The sequence below is a fragment of the Paenibacillus sp. FSL P2-0136 genome (assembly GCF_037975325.1).
GTDB lineage: Bacteria > Bacillota > Bacilli > Paenibacillales > Paenibacillaceae > Paenibacillus_AQ > Paenibacillus_AQ silagei.
Genome location: NZ_CP150244.1, coordinates 4,476,800 through 4,494,455 on the forward strand (window position 1 = coordinate 4,476,800; position 17,656 = coordinate 4,494,455).

Sequence of the window (17,656 nt, forward strand, 5' to 3'; positions counted from 1 at the left end):
CCTCCTAAAATTTTTAAGTTTTATGGAGCATTCTCTGCTCTTCTGATCTCGTCTCTGCTAATTCCCGGTTCACGGGGTATATTCATACATATAATCCTGGTTAATGACCTGCTTCTCCTTCGTTTCAGCGGGGAACATCGCTTCCGCCATTCGGATTGCTTTCAGCATTCCCTTGGCCTTGTTCACTGTCTCCTCATATTCCTTCTCCGGCACAGAATCCCAGACGATTCCTGCTCCAGCCTGCACATAAGCGCGGCCTTTGCGGAAGATAATCGTACGGATCGTGATGCAGGAATCCATATTCCCGGAGAAGCCGAGATATCCGATCGCTCCGGCATAAGCCCCGCGGGCTTCCCGCTCCAGCTCGGCAATAATCTCCATCGCCCGCAGCTTCGGCGCTCCTGATACCGTACCTGCCGGAAGGCAGGAGAGGAAGGCATCGAAGAAATCCTTATCCTCTGCCAGCGTTCCGGTCACATTCGAGACCAGATGCATGACATGCGAGTACTTCTCGATCTCCATAAATGTATTGCATTTCACGCTGCCGAATTTCGAGACCCGGCCGAGATCATTGCGGCCCAGGTCGACCAGCATCAGATGCTCCGCACGTTCCTTCTCGTCCTCCATCAGCTCTGCGGCGAGCTGATGATCCTCTGCCGCGCTCGCTCCGCGCGGCCGGGTTCCGGCAATCGGCCGGGTCTCCACCCGTCCGCCGTCCACCTTGACCAGCGCTTCCGGCGAGGTGCCGACGATGATCTCCTCATCCATTTTCAGATAATACATATAAGGGGATGGGTTCAGAATGCGCAGCATCCGGTACACATGCAGCGGAGAGACCTCGGTCTCGATATGCATCCGCTGTGACAGCACCACCTGGAAGATATCTCCGGCACGGATGTATTCTTTGGCCTGCTCTACGTTACTTATATACTGTTCCTTGGTGAGATTCGAGTGAATCTCTCCCAGCTCGATATCCTGCGGAATGCTGCGGCGGTTGACGTTCTCCTTTGGGCCTTCCTTTTGCAGCTCCTCTGCCAGATTCACTAAGCGATTGCTCAGTTCCTCATAATTAGCCCGGATATCCGAATCCGTATCGCCATCCTTGATATGAAGATTGCCCACGAGCAGGATCTGCTGCTTCACATGATCGAAGACGATAATGCGGTCACAGAACATGAAGCGGATGTCATCCATATTCAGGTCATCTACCGCATGCGCGGACAGCTTCTCATAATACTGCAGCAGATCGTAGCCGAAGAATCCGATCGCTCCGCCCGTAAACGGCGGCATACCGTCCAGCTTGGGACTGCGGTAGGAACGGAGCAGCGCTTTCAGCTCCTCGACAGGTTTGCCGGACAGCTGTTTTTTCTCGCCGCCGACCTCCACCTGGATCTTCCCCTTTTTGCCGGAGATCATCAGGAACGGATCACTGCCGATAAAAGAATAACGCGCCCATTGAATGCCGCCCTCTACACTCTCCAGCAAAAATGCGCGATCCTGCTCTGCAAACCGCTGGAACAGCCGGATCGGCGTTTCCATATCAGCCAGCAATCTTGTTACGACCGGGATCAGATTGTATTCGCGCGACAGCGACACCACTTCTTCAATGCTCGGATTCGTCACTTGGGTAACCTCCTAGGGGATAACGGATATTGTCCGAAATACAGAAAAACCTCTACCGGAGTAGAGGTTTGTTGATAGTCAGTATGTGAATTAGCGCCTCGGACCGGCATGAACCCAATCGAATGCTAGAAATTCCTCCATGGATACAGGAATAGCGCAGATGCAACTCATCATAAGTTACGGCTATACAGGTATACCAAAAAAGAACACTGACAATCAAGGGTCTGCTCTGAAATAGGTCCTACACTCAGCTCAACTATACTCTACTCAACTCATTCTAAACTCTGCTTTACTCGGCTAACTTCACTATACATGATGACGGTAGTCATTGACAACCCCGCGGGCTATAATTTATTACTTGCTCTGTGAGAGATCCGGGCGAAGCCGCTGGGCTTCATTCAGATACACATGACGGATATCGCGCTGGGATTTGTCGGTGTTCACCTGCACCATCAGGCGGATGCAATTCGGCAGGCTGCCCTTCACAGGGATCTCCACGGAACACATCAGCGGAACCATCTCCCAGCCTTCGATCTCACGGATCGCCCGTGCCGGGAAGGTTGCATCCAGATCAGCAGTCATCGTAATCCACACACTGCAGATATCCTCTGCGATCACATCATTGCGCTCCACAATTTCCCTCAGCAGGATCACCGTTTCACGTAAAATTTCCGTCTCTTCATTCTGGGTTACGGTCGTTGCACCGCGTATGCCCCGGTTCACCATGGGCTCCCCTCCTTCTTAAGCTGGGCTATGACTTCTGAGACATCGCTTGCCTGCACATCACTGATGATACTTACTTCACCAATGGCCTCCGGCACGATAAAAGTCATTCGGCCTTCCTTGAATTTCTTGTCATGCATCATCGCTTCCATCAGTTCTTCCCCGCTGTATTGCGAAGGAAGCCGGGTGGGCAGCGACAAGGCGGTGAGCATGGACACTGTGTCCTCGTAGATCTGTCTGTCCCGGCCCAGCTTCGCTGCGAGCAGAGCAGATCCGGCCATCCCGATCGCAATCGCCTCTCCATGCAGGAAGGTGCCATAGCCGCCGACAGCTTCAATGGCATGTCCGATGGTATGCCCCAGATTCAGAATCGCACGCTGTCCGTGCTCGCGTTCATCACCGCCGATGACCTCCGCCTTGATGGCACAGCCGCGTTCCAGCGCATATCCCAGTGCCTCGGGGTCCAGTGCCAGCAGCTTGTCTGCATGCCCCTGGCACCAGAAAGCGAACTCACGGTCCAGAATCAGCCCGTGCTTGACCACCTCAGCCAGGCCTGAAGCGACCTGCCGGGGTGGAAGCGTAGTTAAGGTGTCCAGATCATATAACACCATAGATGGCTGATAAAAGGCTCCCAGCATATTCTTGGCCAGCGGATGGTTAACGGCCACCTTGCCGCCTACACTGCTATCATGGGCGAGTATGGTCGTTGGAATCTGCATGAACCCGATTCCCCGCATATAAGATGCAGCAACGAAGCCGGCCAGATCGCCAACGACTCCCCCGCCAAGCGCCAGCACGGCTGAGCTGCGGTCCAGACCGCCTTGAATCGCTGTGGTAATGACTTCTTCATAGACGGCTAGTGACTTCGAAGCTTCACCCGCCTGAATGACATGGCTGACCACCGTATATCCGCTGCTGCGGAGGGAAGTCTCTACCTGCTCCAGATAACGCGGCGCTACTTCGGTATCACTGACCACCAGCAGCGGGCTGCGCTGCGCGAATCCGGCTTCGGTGCAGCGTTCGCCGATACTCTGCAGCAGACCGCTGCCGATATAAATCGGATAAGAACGTTCCCCTAAGTCAACAGTAATGCTGCGCATCTTAGTAGCTCTCCAGCTGAGCCAGGTAATTATTGTAGTTCGCGCGGATCTCTTCCAGAGAGTCACCGCCGAATTTATCCAGGAACGCCTTAGCAATCTCCCAGGCTACTACACTCTCCAGTACGACACAAGCTGCCGGAACGGCACAGGCGTCTGAGCGCTCCACCTGGGCTGTGAACGGCTCCTTCGTGTCGATATCCACACTCTGCAGCGGTTTGTACAGCGTCGGGATCGGCTTCATTACCCCTCTGACGACCACCGGCATTCCATTGGTCATTCCGCCTTCGAACCCGCCCAGCCGGTTGCTCGCCCGGAAGTAACCCTGTGAGGCTTCATACATAATCTCGTCATGGACCTGTGAGCCGCGCAGCTTCCCGGCTTCGAAGCCGATCCCGATCTCCACGCCCTTGAAGGCATTGATCGACATCACGGCTCCGGCGATGGCACCATCCAGCTTGCGGTCGGACTGTACATAACTGCCAAGGCCAATAGGCAGACCTTCGACAATACATTCCACAATCCCGCCGATGGAGTCGCCTTCTTCCTTGATCTTGTCTATGTAAGCCTCCATCTTCTGCTCCGTCTCCTTGTCCACTACCCGCACAGAGGATTCTTCAGTCCGGGTAATCAGCTCATCGATAGGCAGATCGTTAGCCGGTGCTTCAATCTCTCCGATCCGGATGACTTGTCCGGCAATCTTCACTCCGAAGGCTGCAAGCAGCTGACGGGCAACCGCGCCTACAGCTACTCTTGCTGCCGTCTCACGGGCGCTGGAGCGCTCCAGCACGTTGCGCAGATCGGTATGATTATACTTAAGTCCGCCGTTCAGGTCCGCATGACCGGGACGCGGACGGTTCACCCGGCGCTTCTCTTCATCACTGCCCGGAATCGGCTCAATGTTCATAATGTTCTTCCAGTGTGTCCAGTCCTTGTTCTCGACTATCAGCGCTACAGGAGCTCCGGTAGTATAGCCGTGGCGTACACCGCCGGCAATCTGGGCAGTATCCTTCTCAATCTGCATCCGGCGTCCGCGGCCGTAGCCCTTCTGTCTCCGGTGCAGCTGGAAATTAAGCTCTTCAAAGTCAAGTGTCAAATTACTGGGCAATCCCTCAATAATGGCTGTAAGCTGGGGGCCGTGCGTCTCCCCCGCTGTTAAATAGCGCAAACTCATGCTGCGTTCCCCCTTCACACTTTTGGACTGTAAACCGCTAAAATGTTAAATGTCTTTGCTTATTATAGTATAGGCTCTCCGCTTTGACAAGAAAGCAATAGACGGGCCCGCCGCTTCCATCAGAACAAAACAAGCGCCGCTCCTGCTCTTTCGAGTAGAAGCGGCGCTGCTGTGCTCCCCCGTTCAGGAGCCTGTCTCCAGACTGTCGCTGCCTGGTGCGGGAAGGCGGCCGCCGGTTCTGCCCTCTTCCGCAGTAAGCAGGCTCTGGAGCTGCAGCTCCTCGATGCCGAGAATCTGCCCGCATTCGCGGACGGTGAGGAACCCCCGCCGGTAGGCGGTGATGACCTTGCTTTTGTCCATCTGGGTTAACGACCTTTCACTTGGCGTTAGGTTTCTTCCTACTTCCCAGTATCACTGAAAAGCGCCTAAAGTATACCCTGCACCAAGGGAGACTCCACCAGACTACGGCTATTTCTTGCGGTAAAAGAAGGTTTCGGTCGACTCGAAGCCATACTGCGCCGGTGTGAAGATCTGCTCCGTGCTGCCCACGAACAGATAGCCCCCGGGCCGCAGACTGGCCGAGAATTTGTGATACAGCTTATTCTTGGCTTCTTCGGTGAAGTAGATCATGACATTGCGGCAGATAATCAGATCGAAGCCTTCGTCGAATTTATCCAGCAGCAGATTCTGCTTGCGGAAATCGATATTCTTCTTCAGTCCTTCACTGACCTTGAAGACAGGGCCTTCCGGTGTAAAATACCGGTCTGCCACATCTTTGGGCACATCCTTCAAGGAGCGCTCCAGATAGATCCCCTGCTTCGCTTTGGCCAGCGCCCCGTCATCAATATCTGTAGCCAGAATGCCGGTCTGGGCCAGAATATTCTTGTCCGAGAGAATCATCGCCAGCGTATAAGGCTCTTCTCCCGTTGAACAGGCGGCACTCCATAGCTTCAGTCTGCGGCCGGAGCGCTGAAGATCCGGCAGAATCACATCCCTCAGCACTTCCCAGCGGTTCGGATTCCGCCAGAATTCGGAGACATTGATGGTCATGCGGTCCAGGAACTCATAGAACAGAGCCTTGTCCTTCATCATTGCCGCATAGAACTCGTTAAAGGTATTGTAGCCGTTCTTCATACGGAGCGTCGTCAGCCGCCGCTTCATCTGTGCTTCCTTATACTGCGCAAGGTCAATACCTGTGCTTTGTTTGATATTATGAATAAATCCGGTGTAATCAGGGTCCGGGGTTAATGAGGATTCTTCACGTTCAGCCATAATAATCTCCTGTCTCCTGCCTGGATGCTTACATCCAGGCCGCGATGTCTTTATGATACTGTGCCAGCTCATCCGGAGCGAAGAAATTGGCGATCTCACGTGCTGCACTGTCCGGAGAATCCGATCCGTGGATCAGATTAAGCGGAGTATGGCTGGCATAATCCCCGCGGATGGTGCCTGGCAGGGCCTCACCGACTTTGGTTTTGCCGATCAGGAGACGGGATAATGCGATGACATCATCGCCTTCCCACACCATGGCGAACACAGGGCCGGAGGTAATGAAGCTTACCAGCTCCGGGAAAAAATCCTTGCCGTCATGCTCCGCATAATGCTTCTTGGCCTGCTCCTCAGTAACGGTAATCAGCTTGGCAGCGACCAGCTTGAATCCCTTGTCTTCCAGGCGGGCGACGATGCGTCCGATTAGTCCGCGCTGTACACCATCCGGTTTGATCATCAGATACGTTTGTTCCATAGAGTCACTCTCCAATTTCCCTTATTCTAAATGAATGGGCTGTTTATGGTCTGATATTATCAGAAACCCCGGCATCTGTGAACGTAAATTTGCAGATAATTTCTTATATTTTCAATAAGCCCGGCCTGTTACGAAAAAGGCGATATCGCGCAAATTGCGCTTGGTCCGGTTGCTTGGCAGCTGCTCCAGCGCATCCAGCGCCTTGGCGATATAACGGGAAGCCAGCTCCTCCGCACGGGAAATCCCGTCGCCGGAGAGAATCAGATCAATAGCGCGTCCGACCCCTCTGTTCCCTTCACGAATCGCTTCAAGCTCTTCCAGCAGGCGGCCGCGGAGCCGCTCATCCTGCAGACTGTAGATGACAGGCAGCGTGATATTCCCCTGCCGCATATCGCTTCCGGGCGGCTTGCCAATTTGCTTCTCCGTTCCGGAGAGATCGAGCAGATCATCACGGATTTGAAACGCCATCCCAACGTTATATCCGTAATTGTAGAGGAGCCTGGCAGTACCCGGCTCCGCATCTGCAGCCAGAGCGCCAAGCTGACAGCTGACGGCAATCAGCAGCGCTGTCTTACGGCGGATTCTCCGCAGATAATGGCGCACGCTCTGTCCGCTGTTGAAGAAGTCGCGGATCTGCTCCATCTCTCCGATGGACATCTCTACCATGGCTTTGGAGAGAATCTGATGAATCAGGGGATTTTTCAGCCCTGAAGTCATCACGAGTGCCTTGGCATAAATATAGTCGCCGGTGTACATGGCGATCTTGTCGCCCCATTTCGCCTTGACGGTAGGCTCTCCCCGCCGGAGCTCCGCATCGTCAATGACATCATCGTGGACCAGTGAGGCGCTGTGAATCAGCTCCAGCGGAATCGCGACGCGCTTCAGCTTATCGAGATCATAGGTCCCGAATTTGCCGCCCATCAGAACGAATACCGGCCGGAGCCGCTTGCCCCCAGCTCTCAGCAGATGCAGCGAGGTCTCGCTCAGCAGGTCATCATCCCCCTGGACACTGCGGTACAGCTCTTTCTCAATCTGATCCATATCTTTGTTCAGCAAGCCGAATATTTGCAGTCGCTTCATTCTTTCACCCGTGTCAGCAGATTGTGGCTCCAAAGCTCCATCTTCACTTCCTGCGGCAGCAGGCCCATTTCATAGGCATAGCGGAAATAGAGGTTCAGACCTTCCTGCTGCCTTTCCCCAAAGTCATAACATAAATTACGGAAGTAATCTCTCCAATAGGAGGCCGTGCCCCCGATCGTGCAGCAGGCTTCGTGAATTACCGGTCCCAGCTCATTCAGGCCGCGTCTCTTGCTCCGCTCGAAGGCTTCAGCAATCTCGGCAATGGCCTCAGGATTCAGGGCTGCAGCCCTGCGGTTGACCGCCCACACAGCAAAGGTCATACTGTGGCCCGTCCATTCCTTCCACAGCTCGCCCAGATCCGTTACTTCATAGCCCTGATCCTGCCAGGAGGCGCGGATGGCATGGTCTCCGATCAGGAGCCCGGCATCCGCCTGCTGCATCATAGTGTTCAGATCGGGATCGCTGCTAATGTACTCCGGACTAGTGCCTAAGGCCTTGTGCATCAGGATCTTCAGCAGATTGACCGAGGTAGCCGAAGTATTCGTCACGGCTATCGTTCCGCTGCCAAGCTGCTGTAACGGCTTTTTGGAGAAAAGAAATATTGACCGCACCGGACCGTCCGCGCTGACGGACAGACCGGGCAGCAGCAGCAGCCGGTCGCTGGCCGCTGCATATGCAAAGGAGGATAAAGCCCCAACATGAATATCTCCTGCTGCCATGCCCCGGTTAAGCACAGCAGGCACCTCACTCACCATTTCAGCAGGAAAGCTTAAAGAAGAGGGATCGAAATAATGATAGACCGGCCATGAATTGGTATAACTGATTTTGCCGATGACGGTGTGTTCCAGGTCTGTCACCCTTCATCCCCCCATCTGCGAAATAAAGTATGCTCAATCCCGAAGCTGTCGAGCACCTTGCCCACCATGAAATTGACCAGATCATCCATGGTGGCAGGACCGTAATAGAACGCCGGCATTGCCGGAATCAGCTTGACGCCCATCCGCGACAGCTTCAGCATATTCTCCAGGTGAATCGCATGCAGCGGTGTCTCCCGGGGCACCAGAACGAGCGGACGGCCCTCCTTCAGCATGACATCCGCTGCCCGTGTCATCAGATTGTCCGAGCTGCCATGTGCTACAGCAGACAGTGTTCCCATCGAGCAGGGCATAATAATCATTCCCTCTGTCCGGAAGGAGCCACTGGCAATCGAAGCGCCTATATCCTGTACCGGGTGATACAGAAGAGAACCGGGATAGCTGCCGAACTGCTCATTCAGCAGTCCTTCCCGGTCAGTTACGGCATAACCCAGCTCCTCCTTGAAGACACGCCAGCCTGCATTACTGACAACCAGATGTACTGTATAACCGAGGGACAGCAGGGTCTCTGTCAGCCGGATGCCGTAGATCGCCCCGCTCGCACCGGTAATGCCAACCACGAAGTTCTTAGGCTTAAGTTCGGTCATTTGTAGAACTGCACCACCAGGTCAATCAGAGTAAAGGAAAAGACCACAATGCTAAGTACACCGTTCATGGTGAAGAAGGCGGTCTGCAGCTTGCTTAGATCACCCGGAGACACAATGTAGTGCTCATAGAACAGAATAATATAAGCAATCACCATGCCGGCCACATACCACCAGCTCAGTTCCGTGATGAACAAGAGAGAGATGAAGCCCAGGGCTGTCAGCAGATGAAAGACCTTGGCAATCCCCAGCGCACGGGCCACCCCGAAGCGCACCGGAATCGAATACAGTCCTTCCTTGCGGTCGAAGTCCACATCCTGGCAGGAGTAGATGATATCAAAGCCTGCTGTCCAGAATACGATCGTGAAATAGAAGATCATAGCAGTCAAGTCCACTGTTCCTGTAACCGCAACCCAGCCGCCGAGAGGCGCAAGGGCAATGGTGAGCCCGAGAATCAGGTGACAGGCCCAGGTGAAGCGTTTGGTAAAGGAATAGAGGACCAGCAGAAAAACAGCAATCGGCAGCAGCTTAGCTGACAGCGGATTGAGCTTGAAGGCTGCCCAGAACAGCAAAAAGAACGAGAACGCGATGAACAGCGTTACCTCTCCAACCTTCAGTAATCCTGCCGGAATGGCTCTGCCCGCTGTCCGCGGATTCTTCGCATCACTGATCCGGTCGATCAGCCGGTTAAGCCCCATAGCCGCGCTGCGTGCGCCGAACATAGCAACAACCACCCATCCGATCTGGCTCCAGGAGGGCAGTTCCCCAAACATAACTACTGAACCCAGCAAGGCCCCCATAAAGGCAAAAGGTAAAGCAAAAACCGTGTGTTCGAATTTAATCATTTGTAGAAAAATACCGATTTTCTTAAACATTACAGTTCTCCTTGAGTCCAAGATGTAACGCCGCGATGCCACCGTTCAAGGGGAACGATTCCACTTTTGTAAGTCCGGTATCCCGGAAGATCTCCTCTAATTGCTTCCTGTCCGGGAAGAGTGCCAGTGATTCAGGAAGCCATTTATATTGCTCATACCGCTTGGCGAACAGCCTGCCGAGCAGCGGAAGCACACGCTGGAAATAAAAATAATAAATACCTTTGAACGGCTGCTTCATCGGCTTCGACAGCTCCAGGCAGACCACCATACCGCCGGGCTTCACCACGCGCTTCATCTCACTCAGCACCTGTACGGGATCAGGCACATTACGAAGTCCAAAGCCAATCGTGGCGTAATCGAAGGAATTATCACCGAACGGCAGCTCCATCGCATTCCCCTGAATCAGGGAGATGCGGTCCTGCAATCCGCGCGCTTCCACCTTACGCCGTCCCACCTCCAGCATGCCTGCGCTGAAGTCCAGTCCCATGACATTTCCGGTCTCGCTCGCATCCGCGAGGGCAATGCTCCAATCACAGGTACCGCAGCACAGGTCTACTGCCGAGTCCCCGCGCTTCATGCCCATCTTGCGCATGGTGAACTTCCGCCAGGCCTTATGACGCCGGAAGCTCAGAATATCATTCATCAGATCATACTTGCCGGCAATGCTCTCAAATACCGAATGGACAAATTGCTCCTTCGGCTTGTCGCCTTGCCCCCCTGTTACGGTAACTTTATCTTCTGTCATTCTCTAACCCTCCACGGCAGCTTGTCCGGAAATTTTCATTTGCAGAAGCAGGCGGTCCAGTGCAGCTCTAAGCTGACCCGCCAGATCCTCGTCCCTGATCCCCTGCAATAACGACTGAATGGACGCGAGCGAGCTATGCAGCTTGTCCGTCAGCAGCGTATCGCATTTGCATCTCAGCTTCAGCTTCTGCCAATCCTTGGGGTCCAGAGTCTGCCCCTTAAGCTGCTGACGCTCCTCTTCGGTCGCCGACTCCATCACCTTCCAGTAAGCATAGCCTTCCAGCGCACTTGCCGGAGCTGTCCCCCGGCGCAATTCCAGGGCTGCTGTCTCACACTGGCAGAATTCGGCGAGCAGCTTCTGCCAGATATCTCTAAGGGACTCTTCAATCATCGGTGTAAAAGAAAGAAACAGCCGCATATTGAGCTGTACCGTGTGCTTCAAGTATTGTTCGGCCGGGACAAGCGTTCCGCTCATCTTGCCGTAAAGATTGGCCTTCATCACATTGAAATCAGCGATAGCCGCGCTGAGTGTGCCAACCATTTCAACCTGACCGTGTCTCGCGAGCAGATGGTAGAACCAGCTGCTGAAATAATCACCGGCCAGAACCTTCAGCTGGCGGGTGCGCATCATATCGCCGCCGGGCTCTTCATGATTCCGGTCAATGCTCTCATGGGTATCCAGTCCAAGCTGGACGAGTCCGGTCACCAGGGTGAACAGCTCTGCCTGCTGGAAGTCTGCCCCCCGGCCCCTGCCGAGAAAAATATATAACAAATGACCCCGCCCGTCTGAGAACGGCGGCAGTTCCGTATGCCGCTGAATCATATCGTAGTCGGTGTAGGGTTTAGCCAGTTGCGGTATGCGGTACGGTTTCATTTTAGCCTCCGAAGCCATTGACGTTTGTCAAACTCATTGTTCACAATCTTGTCTATTATATCACATGTTTTTTTGTCACGCACGGGTGAAGCCTTCTAGTTTCAATTACCCGGTTCAGGGATAAATGAACTGCTTTTTCCACAGCTCGCTTTCGCTAATGCGGAAGCCGTTCTTCAGCGAATCGGGAAGAGGCGAATTGCCTGCGTTCTCCAGCGCCTCCTGCAGCAGGGGGCTCCACTCGCTGCGGCGGATATCACCGGCAAGGAGCAGGCGGCGGGTATCCAGCCACCTATCCTCTGCCACCACACGCAGCAGCAGCTGGTCTACGTTCGAAGTCTCCTGAATCGCGAACCCGATAGCCAGAGCCATGTTGCGGTACAGCTCCTGCGGTTCGTGGGCATCACCGTTCACCTTGAGATCCATAGACAATACCCCGTTCTCCCAGCCTGCCTTGTCAATCATCAGACTGAAGGGAATCTCACTGAGCGCATCTACCAGATTGTCATTCTCCAGTACCAGACCATCCGGGCCTATCGTCTGTACTGCGCTATAGTTACTCTGGGCAGTTATAACGTTGCCGGCCAGTTGCGGCAGCAGCAGGGTAGTAGCTGCACTAAGCAGCAACGCCGTTCCGATCAGCCAGCTCCGGTTCATAACATGCCTCCCTACTCATAGTTTCCGCTGCTATGCAGGATTATACGGCACCGCAGAGCGGCCCATATCTAGTTATATTTTGAAAAAAAGCAGGCTATGCCTGCTTTTCAGCTTTCACTCTCTAATTGTCCGTGTTTGCTCCAGATTTCAGCCTTGCCGCGGATTTTCATTGCTGAGGTGTGATCGGTGAATTGGGCAATGAGCACCTCGCCTTTGTCCAGCTTCTCCGTATGGTGAAACCGTGTGTCCAGCCCTCTGGTCAGCCCGATGACCTGAACACCGTTCTCCTTGGCCTTGACTACGATATAGTCGCTGCCGGACGGTGCAGGATTCACTTCATTCTTCTTCTCAGTCATTGTAATCCTCCTCAAAGTTTATGAGCCTCTCTCAAAAACAAATGCCGCCCTGGAAGGCGGCATCGTTGGTATTCAAGGACTATGGGGCAGATATGTAGAAATCTTTATTTGATTCCGTCTTTCAGCGCTTTACCGGGTTTGAAAGCCGGTACTTTGCTTGAAGGAATTTCGATTTCTTCACCAGTCTGCGGGTTGCGGCCTTTACGTGCGGAACGTTCGCGCACTTCAAAGTTTCCGAATCCAACCAGCTGAACCTTATCGCCGCTTTGCAGTGCACCTGTGATAGCTTCAAAAACAGCATCTACCGCTTTCGTAGCGTCTTTTTTGGGAAGTTCAGTTGCTTCTGTAACTACGTTGATCAAATCTGATTTATTCATGTCTTCTCACCTCCCTGGTTAAAAGTTCCGGTATCATACACTCTTTCCGTTTCAACGTAAAATATACGTGATAATCCCGTTTAATGCTAGAAACTGGCGCCTCTCTTCTAGAAGCGCAACAAACTTATAGTAATACAGCCCAACCATAATATCAAGGCGTTCCTCAAAAAAGGAGCAGAAAGTAGCAGGTTTCCCTTCATTCCGCTGCAATTGCGCAGTCTATTACTACCAGTTATGCCGTAAAAGCGGAAGCTTTCCAGGGAGAATTCCCCTTTTCCACTCTAGCAGCGAAAGGGCCCGGAAAGAGCAAAAGAGCGGGAAAAGCTCCCGCTCCAAAGGACAAGCCTATTTCATTTAGAGGATGATGGCGATCAGGCCGCCTGAACCTTCGTTGATAATCCGGCCCAGCGTTTCCTGCAGCTTGTAGCGGGCATTGTCCGGCATCATCGCGATCTTGCCCTGAATGCCCTCACGGACTATGGAATGCAGGGACCGGCCGAAGATATCGGATTCCCAGATTTTGATCGGGTCATTCTCAAAGTCCTGCATCAGGTAGCGCACCAGCTCTTCACTCTGCTTCTCTGTACCGATAATCGGCGAGAACTCCGACTCTACATCCACCCGGATCATATGGATCGACGGCGCCGTAGCCTTCAGCCGGACTCCGAAGCGGGAGCCTTGGCGGATCAGCTCAGGCTCATCCAGCGCCATCTCAGCCAGAGAAGGTGCGGCGATGCCATACCCCGTGGTCTTAACCATTTCCAGCGCTTCCGAGAAGCGGTCATATTCACGCTTGGCGTGGGAGAAGTCCTGCATCAGCTGGAGCAGGTGATCCTTGCCGCGAATCTCGACCCCGACTACCTCCATCAGCACCTGATCATACAGCTCTTCGGGAGCGTAGAGGTCAATCTCGGCAACCCCCTGGCCCATGTTCATGCCGCTGAGGCCTGCCCGGTCGATGAAATCATATTCGGTAAACTGGGAGACCAGGCGGTCCACATCGCGCAGACGACGGATATCCTTCACGGTATCACGGACAGAATTCTCATAGCTGCTGCGCAGCCAGTGATTCTCGCCCAGCACCATCACCCAGCTCGGCAGGTTAACATTAACTTCATGTACAGGAAATTCATACAGTACTTCGCGCAGGACACCAGTCACATCGTCCTCGGTCATATTCGCAGCGCTGAGCGTCATCACCGGAATATCATATTTGAGGGCAAGCTCACTGCGGAGCTGCTGGACTTCCTCACTGCGCGGCCGGGTGGAGTTGATGACCAGCACGAACGGCTTGCCGACCTCCTTCAGCTCTGCGATCACGCGCTCTTCGGAATCGACATACGAGCTCCGTGGAATCTCGGCAATCGTACCGTCGGTAGTCACTACCACACCCAGAGTCGAGTGCTCCTGAATGACCTTGCGTGTCCCGATTTCAGCCGCTTCCTGGAAAGGAATCGGTTCCTCGAACCATGGGGTCGAGATCATCCGCGGACCATTCTCATCCTCATACCCTTTTGCGCCTTCCACTGCATAGCCTACACAATCGACCAGCCGGACGTTAACCTCCAGGCCTTCGGCCACCTTAATCTGCACCGCATTGTTGGGTACGAATTTAGGCTCGGTAGTCATAATAGTTTTGCCTGCCGCACTTTGCGGCAGCTCATCGACCGCTCTTACCCGGTCTGCTTCACTCGTGATGTTCGGCAGAACAATCGTTTCCATGAAGCGCTTGATGAATGTCGATTTCCCCGTGCGAACCGCGCCGACGACGCCAAGATAAATGTCTCCGCCGGTACGCTCGGCAATGTCCTTGAAAATATCCACTTTTTCCAAAAGAGATCCCCTCCTCATATTACTCCGAAGAAAAAATGCCTGAAGAGCATCGACTTCGCGTTCCGCCGGCAAACTGACCCTTGCAGGACAACCACCGGACTAAGCTTTGCCCGCCCGAAGCCTAGCTTACTTGCCTGAGGCGAAGCAAGGTTGCCCCGCGCTAAACTCCGAATGCTCGGACATGCATTTGGACTAGTATCATCATATGTATCCGTAACGGATTTATGACCAGCGTCCGCGCATTTTTGCATCTGAAATTTCGTATACCCGCTCTAGCTCGCCACTAGCTCGCCACTGCGTCAAGACACCCGGAAGTCTTCTCATCAAGTCTATGAGGGCGGCTTGCGGCCTAGAACTACTATCCATTCTGAGACTCCCCATACAAAAAAGCAGCAGCCCCCGCTCTCGGAGAACTGCTGCCTTAATTTATAATAGTATATTGCTATTCCTGCGGAGCCTGCGGGAGGGGACGGCCATCCACCCACAGATAAGGGAGAGACTTGACGGGGACATAATAGGAGGCCTGCGTAAGCTCCAGACGCAGGTCACGGTCTGCCGCCGGACTGCTCCCGTTCTTATCAATGGCAGAGGAGATATCCGCACCGTAATCAACATAGACTGCCCCGCTGCGATCCATCAGGAGCCCGAGCGGCTGGCCCGAATATACGCTGCTTAGCTTGATTGTCCCTGTCCCTGCCCGTTTGGCATCGATAGATACAAGGCCCGGATACAGCTCCTCCCCTGCCGGAAGCTTCCCGCCGTGCGCAGACTTATAGAGGTTCACCTTGCGCTGGATATCGTTAACCTTCTGCACGGTCACCAGGTCCATTAATTTGACCTGTGGGTCCGTCTCCTCATCCAGCACCAGAAAATGGGCGCTCCCGCCCTTCTCGAACGCTGCTGCCGGGATCTCGTCCAGGTACCCTTCCTGCTGCAGCTTATTCAGGTCAATCACGAATTTCTCGTATCTGGGCGTGTCCTGATCGCTGGTCAAGATCGGCAGCAGCCCCTTCTGCTCCTGATAATCATCGACCGCCGCCTGCACCCGCTTCACACTCTCGCGGTAACTGCTGCCGGGCTGCTGCTGCTCCCGGGGATACATGCAGCCGGTTAGAGACAAGATCAGCAGGACAAGCAGCGGCAGCAGCAGCGCAGACCTGTGCCGGCTCTGCCGGAGCTTCACCAGATGCATGGAGTCCACTCGCAGGGCTCCTCTCTGTTCGTTTAGGGTTGCATTTGCGCCGGGAGTAACCATCACCATAAGTCCTCCGATTCGCCACGGCGCGCCGCTTCCAGTCTGCGGCGTACAGCCGCCTTCAGCGGGTCCTCGGGAATATGCACTTGGACGTCGCCCCATACAGCGGCCTGACAGGCCAGGCGGACGCCTTCATCCAGCAGGCTGCCAAGCTTGCGCTTCTCCGCCTCCGCAGGAGGTCTGAGTCCCGCGGCATCCGTACGCTCTACGGACACTTTGCACATCATGCATCCCGCCTTGCCCCCGCAGCGGGTAGGCAGGACGATTCCGGCTTTGCGCACAGCCTCCAGCAGCGTAACCCCATGCTTGACAGAAGCTGTGCGTTGTTCCGGAAGGAAAGTGACCGTTATTTGCGATTTCGCATTCATCTTACAGCCTCCTTCCTTGAAATCAGGTTATATACGTATAGATTCGGATATCCCCAGCAGCTCGTCCAGCCTAGACTGCAGGCCGTCGGCTTCCAGATGATTCTCTTCAATGAGCTGCTCCAGAAGCGGCAGATGACCGGCTACATCCTGCTTCATCAGCTCCGCAATCGCCCGGCAGCGTTCTTCCCTGCCGCGCAGCAGATTGAAGATCAGCTCATGGACAAGCGGCATCAGGGCCAGGCGGCCGCTCCCTTCGAACGTACATTCCGGGGCATAGGGCTGCAGCTTGCTGATATCCACTGAATATTGCCCGGAGCCGCTGCCGATCCTGAATCCGCCCACCAGCTCAACCTTCACCTCTCCGATGAAGTAGAGCCCGCGCAGAGAGTAACAGCCTCCGCTATAATCCTCCCCCGGTGCGCAGACAGTGTATCTCAGCAGTGCCCGATGAAGCTGCGCGGTATCCTCCAAATCACAATAGAGGTCAATATCGCGCGGAGCAGCACTCAGTTGAACCCCGTGCAGCAGCAGACCGCAGCTTCCCCCCAGCAGCCACACCGGCGGCTTACCCGGCCCGATCACATCCAACTCCCGCGCTATGCTGCCCAGTGCCGTCTCCAGCACATAAGGAATTCCTGAACCGGCCATCAAACTACACACGCCCCATTCCTGTAAAATCAACTAACGATTCTGTCAGAAATACGTCTGCCTGAGTATAATGTAAATGCTTACATAATTGAAGCAGCCCCGCCCAGAACTCCGATCAGCAGGATGACAAAAGCAATGACCGATAAAACAGCTCTAAGCAGTCCCTTCGTCTTGCTGCGTGCAAAAGTAATCAAAAAAACGGATAAGCCCATAATCAGTACCGCAATCAGAGACAGCCACATTTTTGTCATCGGGTCCATAGGTCATGCGCCTCCATTTCACTTTTCCCGGATTGCGACTATTATAGCGTGAAATCCGTCATTTTTTAAGTATTAATTTACAGATTAGCCCCTGGCTATGGAAAAAAGGGCATCAACCACGGAATCAGCTTACCTTCCGGAGTTATGCCCAGTCTGAAAAGGAGCCATCCCGGCAGGAATGGCTTACTTCACGGATATGCTATTTTTTCAGCATCATTTTCATTAAAGACTCCATCGTACCGGAACCGGCGCCGCCTTTTTTAACAGCATTGACGATCTCCTGCACTGTAGCCTCGCTGACCGGCACTTTAGCCATAGCTGATACCTGTTTAATTAACTGGCGGAGCTGGGCTTCATTCTGTGTGGTGCCCGGCTTAACCGTACCGGCCAGCTTTTTGATGGCACCTTCCGAAATGTTTTTGCCCGTCTTCTTGTTGATGGCGTTCAAAGCATCCTTGGAAAAATCTCTGCTCACTGTTCATCCCTCCTCCGTCAATCCCCATTAACAACAT

Annotated in this window: 22 protein-coding genes; all 22 read right to left on the bottom strand. The window is 54.0% G+C overall.

Features of this window, described 5'->3' with window-relative positions:
• Positions 1–69: 69 nt before the first annotated feature.
• On the bottom strand, positions 70–1,623 hold the full coding sequence (trpE, locus tag NYE26_RS19045; RefSeq protein ID WP_339249332.1) for an anthranilate synthase component I: 1,554 nt from the start codon (positions 1,621–1,623) through the stop codon (positions 70–72).
• Between the two features lie 354 nt (positions 1,624–1,977).
• Entirely contained in the window at positions 1,978–2,349 is a 372-nt protein-coding gene (gene aroH / locus NYE26_RS19050) for a chorismate mutase (protein WP_076079179.1), read from the bottom strand.
• Entirely contained in the window at positions 2,343–3,446 is a 1,104-nt protein-coding gene (gene aroB / locus NYE26_RS19055) for a 3-dehydroquinate synthase (RefSeq protein WP_339249334.1), read from the bottom strand. Before aroB ends, aroH begins: the two co-directional genes overlap by 7 nt.
• A gap of 1 nt (position 3,447) precedes the next feature.
• Positions 3,448–4,617 (bottom strand): chorismate synthase, encoded by a 1,170-nt coding sequence (gene aroC, locus NYE26_RS19060; protein ID WP_339249336.1) that lies wholly within the window; start codon positions 4,615–4,617, stop codon positions 3,448–3,450.
• A gap of 183 nt (positions 4,618–4,800) precedes the next feature.
• Entirely contained in the window at positions 4,801–4,977 is a 177-nt protein-coding gene (locus NYE26_RS19065) for a hypothetical protein (protein ID WP_179090429.1), read from the bottom strand.
• Positions 4,978–5,085: 108 nt separating this feature from the next.
• The gene (locus NYE26_RS19070; protein ID WP_036727302.1) at positions 5,086–5,889 is read right to left on the bottom strand and encodes a protein-glutamate O-methyltransferase CheR; all 804 of its coding nucleotides are present in this window, start codon (positions 5,887–5,889) and stop codon (positions 5,086–5,088) included.
• Between the two features lie 28 nt (positions 5,890–5,917).
• Positions 5,918–6,361: a nucleoside-diphosphate kinase gene (ndk, locus tag NYE26_RS19075; protein WP_036727303.1), complete on the bottom strand. Its 444-nt coding sequence runs from the start codon at positions 6,359–6,361 to the stop codon at positions 5,918–5,920.
• Positions 6,362–6,472: 111 nt separating this feature from the next.
• Positions 6,473–7,441: a polyprenyl synthetase family protein gene (locus NYE26_RS19080; RefSeq protein WP_076079176.1), complete on the bottom strand. Its 969-nt coding sequence runs from the start codon at positions 7,439–7,441 to the stop codon at positions 6,473–6,475.
• Entirely contained in the window at positions 7,438–8,298 is an 861-nt protein-coding gene (locus NYE26_RS19085; protein ID WP_209870000.1) for a menaquinone biosynthesis protein, read from the bottom strand. The genes NYE26_RS19080 and NYE26_RS19085 overlap by 4 nt, the downstream gene beginning before the upstream one ends.
• Positions 8,295–8,903 carry a flavin prenyltransferase UbiX gene (locus NYE26_RS19090; RefSeq protein ID WP_036727309.1) on the bottom strand — a complete coding sequence of 203 codons (609 nt, stop codon included), beginning with the start codon at positions 8,901–8,903 and terminating at the stop codon, positions 8,295–8,297. The genes NYE26_RS19085 and NYE26_RS19090 overlap by 4 nt, the downstream gene beginning before the upstream one ends.
• Positions 8,900–9,775, bottom strand: a complete 876-nt coding sequence (locus NYE26_RS19095) for a UbiA-like polyprenyltransferase (protein ID WP_036727311.1) — start codon at positions 9,773–9,775, stop codon at positions 8,900–8,902. Before NYE26_RS19095 ends, NYE26_RS19090 begins: the two co-directional genes overlap by 4 nt.
• Complete coding sequence (locus NYE26_RS19100; protein WP_339249340.1) at positions 9,768–10,520, bottom strand: demethylmenaquinone methyltransferase; 753 nt, start codon at positions 10,518–10,520, stop codon at positions 9,768–9,770. Before NYE26_RS19100 ends, NYE26_RS19095 begins: the two co-directional genes overlap by 8 nt.
• 3 nt (positions 10,521–10,523) lie before the next feature.
• Positions 10,524–11,393, bottom strand: coding sequence for a heptaprenyl diphosphate synthase component 1 (locus NYE26_RS19105; protein ID WP_339249342.1), 870 nt, complete (start codon positions 11,391–11,393; stop codon positions 10,524–10,526).
• 114 nt (positions 11,394–11,507) lie between these two features.
• Positions 11,508–12,047: a hypothetical protein gene (locus NYE26_RS19110; RefSeq protein ID WP_209870010.1), complete on the bottom strand. Its 540-nt coding sequence runs from the start codon at positions 12,045–12,047 to the stop codon at positions 11,508–11,510.
• Positions 12,048–12,154: 107 nt separating this feature from the next.
• Positions 12,155–12,403 carry a trp RNA-binding attenuation protein MtrB gene (mtrB, locus tag NYE26_RS19115; protein WP_051478165.1) on the bottom strand — a complete coding sequence of 83 codons (249 nt, stop codon included), beginning with the start codon at positions 12,401–12,403 and terminating at the stop codon, positions 12,155–12,157.
• Positions 12,404–12,507: 104 nt separating this feature from the next.
• Positions 12,508–12,780 carry an HU family DNA-binding protein gene (locus tag NYE26_RS19120; protein ID WP_019909963.1) on the bottom strand — a complete coding sequence of 91 codons (273 nt, stop codon included), beginning with the start codon at positions 12,778–12,780 and terminating at the stop codon, positions 12,508–12,510.
• 354 nt (positions 12,781–13,134) lie between these two features.
• A complete protein-coding gene (gene spoIVA / locus NYE26_RS19125; RefSeq protein WP_036727319.1) occupies positions 13,135–14,613 on the bottom strand; it encodes a stage IV sporulation protein A in 1,479 nt (492 codons plus the stop codon).
• A 442-nt stretch (positions 14,614–15,055) separates the two neighbouring features.
• Complete coding sequence (locus NYE26_RS19130; protein WP_339257539.1) at positions 15,056–15,805, bottom strand: DUF3939 domain-containing protein; 750 nt, start codon at positions 15,803–15,805, stop codon at positions 15,056–15,058.
• 62 nt (positions 15,806–15,867) lie between these two features.
• On the bottom strand, positions 15,868–16,236 hold the full coding sequence (locus tag NYE26_RS19135; protein WP_036727321.1) for a 2Fe-2S iron-sulfur cluster-binding protein: 369 nt from the start codon (positions 16,234–16,236) through the stop codon (positions 15,868–15,870).
• 27 nt (positions 16,237–16,263) lie between these two features.
• Entirely contained in the window at positions 16,264–16,884 is a 621-nt protein-coding gene (locus NYE26_RS19140) for a hypothetical protein (RefSeq protein WP_339249345.1), read from the bottom strand.
• Positions 16,885–16,964: 80 nt separating this feature from the next.
• Positions 16,965–17,144: a DUF2768 family protein gene (locus tag NYE26_RS19145; RefSeq protein ID WP_036698144.1), complete on the bottom strand. Its 180-nt coding sequence runs from the start codon at positions 17,142–17,144 to the stop codon at positions 16,965–16,967.
• A gap of 199 nt (positions 17,145–17,343) precedes the next feature.
• On the bottom strand, positions 17,344–17,619 hold the full coding sequence (locus tag NYE26_RS19150) for a stage VI sporulation protein F (protein WP_036698146.1): 276 nt from the start codon (positions 17,617–17,619) through the stop codon (positions 17,344–17,346).
• Between the last annotated feature and the right edge of the window lie 37 nt (positions 17,620–17,656).

What these genes read in the sequence shown, in the direction of transcription:
- NYE26_RS19120 (WP_019909963.1), bottom strand. Translation starts at nt 12,780, where the DNA reads ATGAATAAATCAGATTTGATCAACGTAGTTACAGAAGCAACTGAACTT.
- NYE26_RS19100 (WP_339249340.1), bottom strand. Translation starts at nt 10,520, where the DNA reads ATGACAGAAGATAAAGTTACCGTAACAGGGGGGCAAGGCGACAAGCCG.
- aroH (WP_076079179.1), bottom strand. Translation starts at nt 2,349, where the DNA reads ATGGTGAACCGGGGCATACGCGGTGCAACGACCGTAACCCAGAATGAA.
- ndk (WP_036727303.1), bottom strand. Translation starts at nt 6,361, where the DNA reads ATGGAACAAACGTATCTGATGATCAAACCGGATGGTGTACAGCGCGGA.
- NYE26_RS19130 (WP_339257539.1), bottom strand. Translation starts at nt 15,805, where the DNA reads ATGCATCTGGTGAAGCTCCGGCAGAGCCGGCACAGGTCTGCGCTGCTG.
- NYE26_RS19095 (WP_036727311.1), bottom strand. Translation starts at nt 9,775, where the DNA reads ATGTTTAAGAAAATCGGTATTTTTCTACAAATGATTAAATTCGAACAC.
- mtrB (WP_051478165.1), bottom strand. Translation starts at nt 12,403, where the DNA reads ATGACTGAGAAGAAGAATGAAGTGAATCCTGCACCGTCCGGCAGCGAC.
- NYE26_RS19110 (WP_209870010.1), bottom strand. Translation starts at nt 12,047, where the DNA reads ATGAACCGGAGCTGGCTGATCGGAACGGCGTTGCTGCTTAGTGCAGCT.
- NYE26_RS19105 (WP_339249342.1), bottom strand. Translation starts at nt 11,393, where the DNA reads ATGAAACCGTACCGCATACCGCAACTGGCTAAACCCTACACCGACTAC.
- NYE26_RS19080 (WP_076079176.1), bottom strand. Translation starts at nt 7,441, where the DNA reads ATGAAGCGACTGCAAATATTCGGCTTGCTGAACAAAGATATGGATCAG.
- NYE26_RS19070 (WP_036727302.1), bottom strand. Translation starts at nt 5,889, where the DNA reads ATGGCTGAACGTGAAGAATCCTCATTAACCCCGGACCCTGATTACACC.
- NYE26_RS19135 (WP_036727321.1), bottom strand. Translation starts at nt 16,236, where the DNA reads ATGAATGCGAAATCGCAAATAACGGTCACTTTCCTTCCGGAACAACGC.
- NYE26_RS19065 (WP_179090429.1), bottom strand. Translation starts at nt 4,977, where the DNA reads ATGGACAAAAGCAAGGTCATCACCGCCTACCGGCGGGGGTTCCTCACC.
- aroC (WP_339249336.1), bottom strand. Translation starts at nt 4,617, where the DNA reads ATGAGTTTGCGCTATTTAACAGCGGGGGAGACGCACGGCCCCCAGCTT.
- NYE26_RS19090 (WP_036727309.1), bottom strand. Translation starts at nt 8,903, where the DNA reads ATGACCGAACTTAAGCCTAAGAACTTCGTGGTTGGCATTACCGGTGCG.
- aroB (WP_339249334.1), bottom strand. Translation starts at nt 3,446, where the DNA reads ATGCGCAGCATTACTGTTGACTTAGGGGAACGTTCTTATCCGATTTAT.
- NYE26_RS19140 (WP_339249345.1), bottom strand. Translation starts at nt 16,884, where the DNA reads ATGGCCGGTTCAGGAATTCCTTATGTGCTGGAGACGGCACTGGGCAGC.
- NYE26_RS19145 (WP_036698144.1), bottom strand. Translation starts at nt 17,144, where the DNA reads ATGGACCCGATGACAAAAATGTGGCTGTCTCTGATTGCGGTACTGATT.